12 protein-coding genes are annotated in these 12,221 nt (G+C 62.3%); 10 read left to right on the plus strand and 2 right to left on the minus strand.

Translation table 11 applies throughout. The features are described from left to right. Nucleotide 1 precedes the first annotated feature (1 nt). Nucleotides 2-604, minus strand: coding sequence for an FABP family protein (locus tag art_RS10250; protein WP_038464755.1), 603 nt, complete (start codon nt 602-604; stop codon nt 2-4). 172 nt (nt 605-776) lie between these two features. Next, complete coding sequence (locus art_RS10255) at nt 777-1,511, minus strand: hypothetical protein (protein WP_038464757.1); 735 nt, start codon at nt 1,509-1,511, stop codon at nt 777-779. A gap of 147 nt (nt 1,512-1,658) precedes the next feature. Between art_RS10255 and art_RS10260 the strand changes: the two genes are divergently transcribed. The 10 genes from art_RS10260 to art_RS10305 all read left to right on the plus strand — a co-directional run bounded on the left by art_RS10260 (nt 1,659) and on the right by art_RS10305 (nt 12,120). Next, nucleotides 1,659-2,357: a response regulator transcription factor gene (locus tag art_RS10260; protein WP_038464759.1), complete on the plus strand. Its 699-nt coding sequence runs from the start codon at nt 1,659-1,661 to the stop codon at nt 2,355-2,357. Between the two features lie 302 nt (nt 2,358-2,659). Then, nucleotides 2,660-3,640, plus strand: a complete 981-nt coding sequence (mshD, locus tag art_RS10265; protein WP_038464761.1) for a mycothiol synthase — start codon at nt 2,660-2,662, stop codon at nt 3,638-3,640. A 74-nt stretch (nt 3,641-3,714) separates the two neighbouring features. Continuing rightward, complete coding sequence (locus tag art_RS10270) at nt 3,715-5,958, plus strand: RNA degradosome polyphosphate kinase (RefSeq protein ID WP_038464763.1); 2,244 nt, start codon at nt 3,715-3,717, stop codon at nt 5,956-5,958. Continuing rightward, nucleotides 5,958-6,923: an NUDIX hydrolase gene (locus art_RS10275; protein WP_038469615.1), complete on the plus strand. Its 966-nt coding sequence runs from the start codon at nt 5,958-5,960 to the stop codon at nt 6,921-6,923. Before art_RS10270 ends, art_RS10275 begins: the two co-directional genes overlap by 1 nt. Before the next feature lie 110 nt (nt 6,924-7,033). Beyond that, a complete protein-coding gene (locus tag art_RS10280; RefSeq protein ID WP_038464765.1) occupies nt 7,034-8,050 on the plus strand; it encodes an isopenicillin N synthase family oxygenase in 1,017 nt (338 codons plus the stop codon). A 70-nt stretch (nt 8,051-8,120) separates the two neighbouring features. Then, complete coding sequence (locus art_RS10285; protein ID WP_038464767.1) at nt 8,121-9,770, plus strand: hypothetical protein; 1,650 nt, start codon at nt 8,121-8,123, stop codon at nt 9,768-9,770. Between the two features lie 4 nt (nt 9,771-9,774). Continuing rightward, the gene (locus art_RS10290) at nt 9,775-10,218 is read left to right on the plus strand and encodes a GntR family transcriptional regulator (RefSeq protein ID WP_038464769.1); all 444 of its coding nucleotides are present in this window, start codon (nt 9,775-9,777) and stop codon (nt 10,216-10,218) included. A 9-nt stretch (nt 10,219-10,227) separates the two neighbouring features. Continuing rightward, complete coding sequence (locus tag art_RS10295) at nt 10,228-11,046, plus strand: thymidylate synthase (protein WP_038464771.1); 819 nt, start codon at nt 10,228-10,230, stop codon at nt 11,044-11,046. Next, nucleotides 11,043-11,624: a dihydrofolate reductase gene (locus art_RS10300; protein WP_038464773.1), complete on the plus strand. Its 582-nt coding sequence runs from the start codon at nt 11,043-11,045 to the stop codon at nt 11,622-11,624. Before art_RS10295 ends, art_RS10300 begins: the two co-directional genes overlap by 4 nt. 271 nt (nt 11,625-11,895) lie before the next feature. Beyond that, a complete protein-coding gene (locus art_RS10305; RefSeq protein WP_157875231.1) occupies nt 11,896-12,120 on the plus strand; it encodes a hypothetical protein in 225 nt (74 codons plus the stop codon). Nucleotides 12,121-12,221: the final 101 nt, after the last annotated feature.

The raw sequence follows: 12,221 nt of genomic DNA on the forward strand, positions 1-12,221 counted from the left end.
GCTAGGCGGAGACTTTGCGCAGGGCGGCCGAAGCGTGGGCGTCCAGCGACTTCCCTTGCGCGGCAACATCCCAGCGCCAGAACAAGTCGCCGTTGACAAGTCCGAAGATGCGGGTGGCTGCGGTGTAGTCCTTGGCGCCGGCACCGCGCATGACGGCGTCGGTGGAGAGCTGGATCTGGGGGCCCTTGATGGTGCCGTAATACAGCTCGGAGATGCCGCCGGGGTGAACGATGTTCGCCATGATGTCAAAGCCGCCGTCAGCATTGCGAAGCGCCTCGACATCGTCGGCGGTCCTCAGTGCGGGGACCATGTCGGCCGGGATCAGGCCGGGTCCGCCGTCGGAGTCATTGAGGGTGCGGTCTAGCTGCCAGAACCCTGTCTCGACGGAGAGCGGGCGCAGGATGGTGCCGTCTTCATCGGACAGCCAGGACTCGGCCGTGTATTGCAGATATGGCAGGCCGTTGGCCTTGAAGGTCACGGTCTGGGTGAAGTGCTCGGAATTTTCCTCGCCGGCACCCAGCCTGCCGGTGCCCGTCCAGGTGCCAAGCAGCCAGGACAGCGGAACCAGTTCGGGGGTTAAGTCAGTGGGTATCTCAATGGCCATGGCAGTTTACTGCTGACCCTTGAAGAGGCGCCACACCACCAGTCCGGCAAACCAGGCCATGGCTACGCCGGCCAGCGCGAGGAGGCAGATAAAGAAGATTTCTAAGGCAAGTACGCTCATAATGCCATCCTACAATGTTCTTCGAACGGATCTTGACTGACCACGGCGCGACCTAGTGCAGGAGCATTTTCTCCACGAAATAGACCAGGGCACCGAGGGACAACACGGGTGCCAGGGCCGCCGCAACCATGCCGAGCAGGTTGCGGGTCGGGCCGGTCAGAGTCCGCAGCCGCCGGAAGGAGGTGATGACGGCTCCGACAAGAAGGCCCAAAATGGCGGCCGGGACAATGCGCACGTCGGAAAATAACAGTGCCACCAGCGGGCCTGCCAGGGTGGCCAGGACGATTGCCAGCGGGGCCAGCACCCTGTCCGGCCAGTTGACCATGCCAACGAGGAGCGCAACTGCGGTGCTGATGGCGATGATAAGTGTCATTCCTGGCTCGCCCAGAAATCTGAAGGAGCCCACCCAGCCACAAGCAAAACCGGCGATGGCGACGCCTGCCCCGGCGCCCAGCGTGGATTCCAGGCGCCTCTTTTGCCCGGTTCCGCGAATGAGCTGGACCACCATGACCGCGCCGAAACCCAGTGCAAGGTAGATGGGTGTCCAGGCTAGATAGTCGCTGTTGACGGTCAATCCCGCCGTCAACGCAGCAGCGCCACCCGTCAGGGCAAGGACGGTGCCCAGTGTCTTCTTCGCCGGGATGTTGAGGTAATGCGGCCAGCCATAGCCAAAGGCCACGGCAAGGGCGATACTGACGCCCATCGCCCAGCCCAGGCCAAGAAAGTGTCCGGCCACCAGCAGTGCTAGGGCGATGATTCCAATAAGTCCGGCTATTGATGACTTCACACATCAATCCTGCCCTATTCTGCCGGTACACTGTGGAACAACCCTGAAAATGGAGCGCCGGAGTTGGCTCGTCCACACCATTTTCCTTGGTCTGGCTATTGGTTCCTCGCTCAAAGGTGCGCGCTAAAAGTACTTTGTTAGGAAGTCATGTCGCAGATTCTCATGCTGACCAACGACCGCGGGAGTTCCGTGGAGGTCCTGCCTGCGCTGGAACTTTTGAGCCACGCCGTCCACATTCTTCCTGCTGTGCCCACAGCCTTGCTGGAGGCGAAGCCGACGGAACTCATCATGGTCGATGCCCGCAAGGATTTGGTTGGCTCCCGCTCCCTGACACAGCTGCTGCGGGCCACCGGGATCAGCGTGCCGCTCCTGCTGGTGTTGACCGAAGGCGGCATGGCTGCCGTATCGGCTTCCTGGGCCGCCGACGACGTCATCCTCAACACCGCAGGCCCTGCCGAAGTGGAGGCCCGGATCCGCCTGGCCTTGACTCGCGCTGCCAGCACCGAAAACGGCACACATCAGGAAATCCAGGCGGCAGGAATCGTCATTGACGAGGACAGCTATACGGCCAGGGTCCACGGCACCGCACTGAACCTGACGTACAAGGAATTTGAGTTGTTGAAGTACCTGGCCCAGCACCCGGGGCGCGTCTTCACCCGGGCCCAACTACTCAACGAGGTATGGGGCTACGACTACTACGGTGGCACTCGCACGGTTGACGTCCACGTGCGTCGACTGCGGGCCAAGCTCGGCTCGGAGAATGAAAATTTGATCTGCACCGTGCGCAACGTTGGCTACCGGTTGACCATCTCCAAGGTCCCCGATGACGCACTCGCCGACGCATAGCCGGCCGTAGGCTGGCCCCCAAGGCGTCTCTCGGAATTAAAGAACTGACCCGCAGAAAACGGCGATAAGTCAACGATTTCGTTGAATTCTCGCCATCTTCTGCGGGTCAGTTTCATATTGGTGGAGGACATACGGGTCGAACGTATCGAGGACACCCCACTGGTGCATCCCCCCAGTGCCTATCTCAAGAACAATGAAGTTCGCAAGATGTGCTGCTCCCAAACTCTAAGGCACGTCCGCCCCCGTACGCAAACCGGCCCCACCTCTCGCAATGTCTTGGGCCGGGCCACTAGGCTGTGGTTATGAGCCCCGCACATATTGAGAACTGGCCGGTCACAGTCATCAACGGCGCCCCATCCCCGGAGATCCTGCAGGAAATCCAGACGGTGATTGATGCTGCCGAGGACGCCGACGGCAACCCGCCCTTCTCCGAGCAGACTCTGGTGGAATTGAAATCCACAGCTGCGGGCCCGCACAGCGTCCTGACGCTGCTCACCTACGCCCCGGAGGACGCTTCCCCTACCGTCGGCGAGGACCTTGCGGGCGTGGCCGTCGTTGTTCTCAACGGCAGCGAGGGTGTGCTGGAAATTGTTGTCCACCCCGCCTACCGCAATGATGGCGTGGGGGCGATCCTCGCCGACAAGCTGGTGGAAATCCGCGGCCTGCAGGGCATCAAGGCCTGGTCCCACGGTGGCCATGAGGCAGCCGCGGATTTGGCTGCCAGTTACGGTTACCGTGCCATCCGCGAACTGTGGCGCATGCGCCTGGTCCGGCAGGCGCCGTCGTCCGCTGATTCCCAGGTTCCCGCTGACTATCCAACGCCCGACGGCGTGAGCTTGCGGACATTTGTCCCGCACCAGGACGAGGTTCCCTGGGTTGCTGCCAATGCTGCCGCGTTTGCGGACCATCCCGAGCAGGGTTCGCTGACCCTCGCCGATCTACAGGCGCGCATGGAGGAACCGTGGTTTGATCCGGCCGGTTTCTTCCTCGCCGTCAACGACGCGGATGAGATTCTCGGCTTCCACTGGACCAAGGTCCACGGTGCACGCTCCGGCCAGGAAGCCATGGGCGAAGTGTACGTTGTGGGAGTGACCCCGGCCGCCCAGGGATTGGGGCTCGGGAAGACGCTGACACGGCAGGGCCTGGATCATCTGCAAAACGCCGGCCTGCGTGCCATCATGCTGTACGTTGACGCCGACAATGAAGCCGCCGTCTCGCTCTACCGCAAGCTGGGATTCACCAAGTGGGACTCCGATGTCATGTATGGACCCGTATCCGCCTAACCTGCCCGTTGCACCCATTCCCGCTGCGGCTTGTAAGGTTGTTTTAAGGCACTACCGACGATGAGGACTTGTTGATGAAGCGCGAATACAAGGGATCCGTGAAAACGCTGGCAGTCAATGGCCAGGAACGATTTGTTTCCGGCGAAGTGCCGGCATCACGCGCCACGCAGGACCGGATTGACATCCCTGAGTTTGAGCCGACGCTCATCCCGGAAGGCGACATCTCACCGGACCGCTTTCTCGACCGCGAATTGAGCTGGCTGGCCTTCAACGCCCGTGTCCTGGAACTGGCCGAAGACCCCGACATGCCGCTGCTTGAACGAGTGAACTTCCTGTCCATTTTCGCTTCAAACCTTGATGAGTTCTTCATGGTCCGGGTGGCCGGGCTGAAGCGCCGCATCGCCACCGGCCTTGCCGTGCCCTCGCCTGCCGGGCTGAGTCCGTTGGAGGTTTTGGAGCAGATCAGCGACGCCGCCCACGAGCTTCAGGCACGGCACGCGCACGTGTTTGCCGGTCAAATCCGCCCCGCCCTGGCCTATGAGCACTTCCACCTGGTCCACTGGGATGAGCTGGATGATCCGTCAAAGGTGCAGCTGGCCAAGATGTTCGCCGAGAAGATTTTCCCCATCCTGACCCCGCTGGCCGTTGATCCCGCCCACCCGTTCCCCTACATTTCCGGGCTTTCCCTGAACCTGGCCGTTGTTGTCCGCAACCCTGTCAGCGACAAGGAGTTGTTTGCCCGCGTCAAGGTGCCCGATCAACTGCCCAGGCTGGTTGCGCTCGACGGCACCCGCGCCGGCACGGTTCCCGGCCGCGTGGCCCGCTTCATTCCGCTGGAAGAAGTCATTGCCGAACACCTCGACCAGCTGTTCCCCGGCATGGAGATCGTGGAGCACCACACGTTCCGTGTCACCCGCAATGAAGACCTCGAGGTTGAAGAAGACGACGCCGAGAATCTTTTGCAGGCACTGGAGAAGGAACTGCTGCGCCGCAAGTTCGGCCCGCCCGTCCGCCTTGAGGTGGCCACGGACATCAACCCAAGCATTCTGGCGCTGCTGGTGCGCGAGCTCGATGTGGAAGAGACAGAGGTTTACTCGCTGCCGGCGCCCCTGGACCTGCGCGGGCTGTCCATCCTCGGCGGCATTGACCGACCCGACCTGCGCTACCCCAAACACGTTGCGCACACCTCCCGGGACCTGAATGCCTCCGAAACCTCGAAGGCCGCAAACGTCTTTGCCGCCATGCGCCGTCGTGACATCTTGTTGCACCACCCCTACGACTCCTTCTCCACCTCTGTGCAGGCGTTCCTGGAGCAGGCCGCCGCCGACCCCAAGGTTCGCGCCATCAAGCAGACCCTGTACCGCACCTCCGGCGACTCCCCCATTGTTGACGCCTTGGTCGATGCTGCAGAGGCTGGCAAGCAGGTCTTGGTCCTTGTGGAGATCAAGGCCCGCTTCGACGAGCAGGCGAACATCTCCTGGGCCCGGAAGCTGGAGCAGGCCGGCGTGCACGTGGTGTACGGGATTGTGGGCTTGAAAACGCACTGCAAGCTGTCCCTGGTGGTTCGGCAGGAGCAGGACGGACTGCGTCGCTACTGCCACATTGGCACGGGCAACTACCATCCGCGCACTGCCCGGTACTATGAGGATCTGGGCCTGTTGACGGCCGACAACCAGGTGGCCGAAGACCTATCCAAACTCTTCAACCAACTCTCCGGCTATGCACCGAAGACGTCCTTCGACCGTTTGTTGGTGGCTCCGCGATCAGTCCGGTCAGGATTGATCGACCGCATCGACACCGAGATCGCCAACAAGAAGGCCGGCCTGCCGGCCCGGGTGCGCATCAAGGTCAACTCCATGGTTGATGAAGCCATCATCGACTCCCTGTACCGTGCCTCACAGGCAGGCGTAGAGGTCGGCATCGTGGTTCGCGGCATTTGCTCGCTGCGCCCCGGCGTTCCCGGACTGAGCGAGAACATCACGGTCCGTTCAATTCTTGGCCGCTTCCTGGAACACTCACGGGTGTTCACCTTCGCCAACGGCGGGGATCCTGTTGTTTACATTGGCTCCGCCGACATGATGCACAGGAACCTTGACCGCCGGGTCGAGGCGCTGGTGCAGCTTTCCAATCCTGAGGACATTGCCGACGTTAATTCCCTTTTGGGCCGGTACCTGGATCCAGGCACCGCGAGCTGGCACCTCGACAGCGACGGCGAATGGAAACGCCACCATCTCGACGACGAAGGAAAACCCTTGCTCGACATCCAGTCTTGGCTGCTCGCCAGCCGTTCACGGCCGAGATCAGCTCTCCACCGCTAATGCGCAACTCTGAACATCTCGAAGAAGGCGTCGAGGCCGGCACGGAAGTCTCGATCCTGGCCGCCGGCGCACTGTGCTGGCGGGTCAAGAAGAAAAAGCTTGAAGTCCTCCTGATCCACCGGCAGCGCTACGACGACTGGTCTTGGCCCAAGGGCAAGCTCGACAAGGGCGAGACCCTGGCCGAGTGTGCGGTGCGTGAAGTGTACGAGGAAGTTGGCTTGCCCATCACCCTCGGCATTCCGCTGCCTGCCATCAGTTACGCCGTCAAGACCGGACTCAAGGAGGTCCATTACTGGGCTGCCGCCGTGGATGACATGCCGCCCATTCCCGACGGCAAAGAGGTTGACGCCGCTATTTGGTGCAGCCCCAACAAGGCCCGGGGGCTGCTGTCCAACCCCTCGGACATTGCACCACTGGAGGCTTTGGTGGCTGCCTTCGAGGCCGAAACACTTCAGACGTGGCCCCTGCTCATCATCAGGCATGCCAAGGCCAAGCCACGTTCGGCATGGACCAGGGCCGAGGGTGAACGCCCGCTGGCGGCAACAGGCAAACGGCAGGCACTGTATTTGCAACGTCTGTTGATGTCGTGGCATCCTGCCCGCATCCAAACGAGCGGTTGGATGCGCTGCATTTCAACCATCTCCCCTTATGCCCAGGCCACGAAGGCCAAGGTCAAGGTGGTGCCGTGGCTGACGGAGGCCGACCACAAACGGCACCCTGCCAAGGTCGCCGCCGTCGTGGAAAAAATGCTGACCCGCTCAAGCGCCACCGCCCTGTGCACCCACAGGCCGGTGCTGCCAACAGTGCTGAAGACGCTGGCCGGGCATATGTCGCCCGAACTGGGTGAAGCCCTGCCACTGAAGGACCCACATCTTACCCCCGGCGAAGTTTTGGTGGCGCACGTTTCCCTGGCCGAGCCCGGCCGGATCGTAGCCCTGGAACAACACAAGCCCTACGAGGATTGAACCCGGGCGTAGCAATTCGAAACGTTGTTGAACTATCTGGAACTCCAGTACGTAACATTGAAGCGAATAAGGGATTTCGCTTGCCAACGATGCCGTAAAGGATATATGGGATGGCTTCACTCGATTCACTGCCCGTCTTGGACCTCTCCCGCCTCAGCGCAGGCCCACAGGAAGCCGCCGCTTTCCGCGATGAGCTTCGCGACGCCATGCACGAGGTCGGGTTCCTCTACCTGGCCGGCCACGGAATACCGCAGGAACTGACCGACGCCATGCTCGAGGTTTCCCGCCGCTTCTTCGAACTGCCGGAGGATGTGAAATTGGCCGTGGAGAACATCCACAGCCCGCAGTTCCGGGGCTACACCCGCGTCGGCGGCGAACTCACGGACGGGTCCGTCGACTGGCGCGAACAAATCGACATCGGCGTGGAGCATGAAGCCGTTGCCGCGGGTGAGGGCGTAGCCGACTACTGGCGCCTGGAAGGTCCCAACCTCTGGCCCGAGGGACTGCCCGAAATGCGTGCCGTTGTATCGGAATGGACCGAACGGCTCAGCACCATCTCACTCGAGCTTCTGCGGGCCTTGGCCCTTTCCCTCGGTGCGCCGGAAGACACTTTTGATGCCGCCTTCGCCTCCCGGGCTTTCCCGATGCTGAAAATTGTGCGCTATCCAGGGGAATCCAGCCCGGACCCCGTGCAGGGTGTGGGATCCCACCGCGACGGCGGTGTGCTGACACTCCTGCTTGTCGAACCCGAAAAAGGCGGGCTCCAGGTGGAATACCAGGGCGCATGGATCGACGCACCCCAGGTGCCCGGCACCTTTGTGGTCAACATTGGCGAGATGCTTGAACTCGCCACCAATGGCTACCTCAAGGCGACCCTGCACCGCGTCATCTCACCCCTGCGTGGCACCGACAGGATGTCCCTGCCATTCTTCTTCAACCCGGCACTGGACGCCACGATGCCCCAGCTCGCGGTCAGCCCCGAGTTCCAGTCGAAGGCCCGCGGACTTTCCGTCGACCCCACCAACAGTCCTATCCTGGAGACCTACGGCGACAACGCCCTGCGCTACCGGTTGCGCGCACACCCAAACGTCGCCGCGGTGCAGCACCCGGACCTACTGGCGGGCTGACACCGCCCCACACGATTTCCTTCCCCAACAAGTCTTTGTACCGTACACTCGATACAAAGACCATTGAGTCATGGGGGAAATGATGTTTGGCGTTAACTGGATGGAACTGCTTATCTTGGTGGGGACGATTGGCGTCGGTGTCACCGTCGTGACCTATTTGGCACTGCGGTTGTTCGTCTGGAGCAAAGCCGAATCAAAGTCCCTTGAATATATCCGCAGGCATGCCCTCTGGACAGGTGTCATTGCCTGGGCGTTCAGCAGCCTTGCCGGCGCCAACCGGGCAGGAATCTACGATCCAGACCAGTACTACCCCGACCACTGGTCAACAGTTCCATGGCTGGCCGTCATCGCCCCATCTGTGGCAGTAGTCGCAGTCCATGCCATAGGGCAGTCAACATGGCCGGCACCCAAATCCCCCAAACGCAGCGCAGTCCTCGAGTTCCGACGCACCCGCGACTACATCGAGCCCGCGCTGGGCTGGACCGTTGCAGGCATCTTTACGCTAACTGCCGTTGTTGTTGGATTCCTGTTCTTTGCCCCCGAATCCGTTGGGCCAAACAGTGTCACACTCGGCGATTACGGCCAGTCGATTCAGACGCGCTTTGGCAGGGCACCTGGCTACGTCCTCGCAACTGCCTTGGGCGTAGCGTTGACCATTCTGGTTGTGGGCACAGCAGCCGTCATGCGGCTCATTGCCTCGCGCAGGTCCCTTGAAGCCCTTTCGGCGGAGGCGAACAAGACGTTGCGGACCATCGGCATGAACCGGCTGCTGCGCGTCTCGGCTACCGTCGCTTCCGGGCTGGCCGCAGTTGCCGGGAACTATCTGGCCCAGCCTGCCCCGGATTCCACCGCGACGTCCTGGGTGAATTGGCTGGCCATTGGCAACATGTTGGTGCTCATCGCGATGCTGTTCTGGAAGCCGCCGTTCCTTGCTTCTCCCACGGACGACGCCGGCTACAACGCCTTGTTCAACAGCGGTGCCTCCCCGGATCCCTCCTCAGGAGACGGCCCCGCTGCCGCGAAGCTGAACAACACCGCGGGACTGCTGGCACCTGCAGCCGGAGCTGTGGGACTTGTTGCGGGCTGGTTCACTGTCCCGTGGTTCGGCTGGCTGGGGCCCATGACCCTGATGTTGGTGTTTGTACTGCTGTCGCACCTGGGCCTGGAACTGCTGCTTCGCAACAACTATGCAACACCCGGGACCCCGCGCGCCCGGCTCAAGGCCGCCGTTCCGCGGAGCCTGCCCATCCTCGCCGTCGTTGCGGGAATTGGGCTGATCCCGACCATCGCGGCCACCTCCAGCCTCAACAGGGGCGGCGGGTATGACTGGCCAGGCTTTGGCGGATCCTCGCCGCATTTCCTGGTTCCGCTGATCTGCGTGTTGGCCATCCTCACGGCTGGCGCCGGTGCCACAGCCGTTGTCCTGCGCCGCCCCGGCTTGAACGATGCCTCGGAACTGCTCGAGCGGACCCTGCGCCGCCGCTCCCTGTTCCGCATCGCCCGCACGGTGGCAGGCGGACTGTTCGCCATCTTGGCAGCGGCGCTCTTCAACCTCGGCACGGCACCAACGTACGGCGGTCAATCCGCGGACCAGAGCCTGGCCATGGTTGGTGGAGTCTGCATTGTTGCTGCCCTGACCCTGTGCTTCTACCCCGTGCGTGCCTTCACCCCGGCCGGTTTCATACCGCCGGTAAAAAACAGCACCAGCCTCGGCAAGTAGTGCCGTGGAAGCCCAAATAGTCATCGACCTGGCCACGGCAACGCCGCCGTTCGAGCAGGTGCGGACCCAAATCTCCTCGCTCATTGCCGTTGGCGAGCTGGCGCCCGGCACGCGACTGCCCACCGTCCGCAGTCTCGCCGCCGACCTCGGCGTGGCCGCCGGAACGGTGGCCCGCGCCTACAAGGAACTCGAGGCGAGCGGACTTGTCGTAACCAACAGGCGTCAGGGTACCGTGGTCGCCGCAGACATGGGCCAACGCCTGAGAGGGGCCTCGACCGAGGAACGAGATGAGGGCCCCGGTGGGGAGGAACCACCCTCAAAGGTGACGAACGCGCTGGAGGTGATGGCCGCCGTCGAACATCTCATTGAAGCAGGGGAACGGGCCGGCCTGGATGGGAAGATGCTGGTCACATTGCTGCAGGGCCGCCTCAACCAGCGCAACAAGTAGACTGTTGGCGTGACTATCGAGACCCCTTATGAAGACATGCTGCGCGATGTGCAGGCCAACGGGACGGCGAAATCGGACCGCACCGGCACCGGCACGCGCAGCGTTTTTGGCCGCCAGCTGCGCTTCGACCTGAGCGAATCGTTCCCGCTGATCACCACGAAGCGGGTGCATTTCAAGTCGGTCGCGATGGAGCTGTTGTGGTTCCTGCGCGGCGATTCGAATGTGCGCTGGCTGCAGGAGAACGGCGTGAAGATTTGGAATGAATGGGCGGACGACGACGGCGAGCTGGGCCCCGTCTACGGCGTCCAGTGGCGCTCGTGGCCCACGCCGGACGGGGAGCACATCGACCAGATTGCCCAGGTCATGTCCTCGCTGCGGGAGAACCCCGATTCGCGCCGCCACATTGTCTCCGCCTGGAATGTTGGCGAGCTGAAAAACATGGCGCTGCCGCCGTGCCACGCCTTCTTCCAGTTCTACGTTGCCCCCACCGAGGATGGGCGTGGGAAGCTCAGCTGCCAGCTGTACCAGCGCTCCGCCGACACCTTCCTGGGCGTGCCGTTCAACATTGCCTCGTACGCGCTGCTGACCATGATGGTCGCGCAGCAGCTGGACATGGAGCCGGGCGAATTCATCTGGACCGGCGGCGACGTGCACATTTACGACGACCACGTGGAGCAGGTGGACGAGCAGCTTTCGCGGGAACCGTACCCGTACCCGCAGCTGCGCTTCACCCGCAAGCCGGACTCCATCTTTGACTACGACTTTGCAGACTTTGAACTGGTTGATTACCAGCACCACCCCTCGATTAAGGCGCCGATCGCTGTATGAGCCAGTCTCCTGCCACGCCCACGTACCGTTTCACCCAGCCCATCGTTGGCATGATCTGGGCGCAGACCAACACCGGAGTGATCGGGGCCGACGGCGGCATGCCCTGGCACCTGCCCGAGGACATGGCCCACTTCACTCGCGTCACCAAGGGTCACCCGGTGGTCATGGGACGCAAGACGTGGGAATCATTCCCGGACAAGTTCCGTCCGCTCCCCGATCGCACCAACATCGTGGTGACCCGCCAGCAAGGGTGGGGTTCCACACCTGAGGCAAGTGGCGCCGTCGTGCTTGACTCATTGGAGGAGGCACTGGTTGAGGCGCAGTTCTCCCCTGGTGGCAATGAGGTGTGGGTTATTGGCGGCGGACAGGTTTACGAGCAGGCTAAGGAACACTGCAATGTGGCCGTGATTACTGTCATCAACACGGATGCGCGGGGCGATACACAGGCGCCGGGGCTGAGTTCGGAATGGACGTTCCGCGGGGCGACGCCGCTGGAGGGCTGGCATACCGCGAAGAACGGCACCGAATACCGTTTCACCCTGTGGGCCAAGGGCGAGACGGAGTTCCAGGCCGAATAGTCGCACGGCGAAAGGACACGTGCTGTGGTCTTCCTGAACATCAAATACTGGTACCGCAAGGAAACCCCCCGAGCAGCTGCTCGGTGACGATCCCACGCACACGGCCCACAACGAGGCGGTTGCCCGCGGTGAAGTACGAATTCTTAGAACCGGCGCTGACGGAAACCTGCACAGCTACCGACCCGAGGAATACGGTGCGGATCGAGGCGGGAGGTACCCGCTGACATCCGTCATCGGTCATATCGCGTGGACAGGCATGTGGGCTTTCGCCTTGACCGGCCTTATCGGGGCCACGGTTACCGGTTTCATCTCCAACGACGTTGCTCTGCGCGATCTCAAACTGCTTGAGGACAATGGCTGGATCGGCCTCCTGATGATGTTCGTGCTGGTCTCGGCGTTCGGACTCTTCTTTGTCTTGGGCCTAAAGGACCTCATCAGGGAGATCAAGGCCTCCCGCGTGCGCAAGCTCCGTGGCATCCCGCGCGCCATCGACTAATTCCCACCCGATCGACCTGCCCTGGGCCGGATCTCCGCGATCCCAGCCGCCCGGCCGGGACCGCACCCAACGGGACCGGACCGCAAAAGGCACCAAACGCC

The sequence above is a fragment of the Arthrobacter sp. PAMC 25486 genome (assembly GCF_000785535.1).
Classification (GTDB): Bacteria; Actinomycetota; Actinomycetes; order Actinomycetales; family Micrococcaceae; genus Specibacter.

Excerpts from the sequence above, each read along its gene's own strand:
- art_RS10250 (WP_038464755.1), bottom strand. The coding sequence starts at position 604 with ATGGCCATTGAGATACCCACTGACTTAACCCCCGAACTGGTTCCGCTG.
- art_RS10260 (WP_038464759.1), top strand. The coding sequence starts at position 1,659 with ATGTCGCAGATTCTCATGCTGACCAACGACCGCGGGAGTTCCGTGGAG.
- mshD (WP_038464761.1), top strand. The coding sequence starts at position 2,660 with ATGAGCCCCGCACATATTGAGAACTGGCCGGTCACAGTCATCAACGGC.
- art_RS10270 (WP_038464763.1), top strand. The coding sequence starts at position 3,715 with ATGAAGCGCGAATACAAGGGATCCGTGAAAACGCTGGCAGTCAATGGC.
- art_RS10275 (WP_038469615.1), top strand. The coding sequence starts at position 5,958 with ATGCGCAACTCTGAACATCTCGAAGAAGGCGTCGAGGCCGGCACGGAA.
- art_RS10280 (WP_038464765.1), top strand. The coding sequence starts at position 7,034 with ATGGCTTCACTCGATTCACTGCCCGTCTTGGACCTCTCCCGCCTCAGC.
- art_RS10285 (WP_038464767.1), top strand. The coding sequence starts at position 8,121 with ATGGGGGAAATGATGTTTGGCGTTAACTGGATGGAACTGCTTATCTTG.
- art_RS10300 (WP_038464773.1), top strand. The coding sequence starts at position 11,043 with ATGAGCCAGTCTCCTGCCACGCCCACGTACCGTTTCACCCAGCCCATC.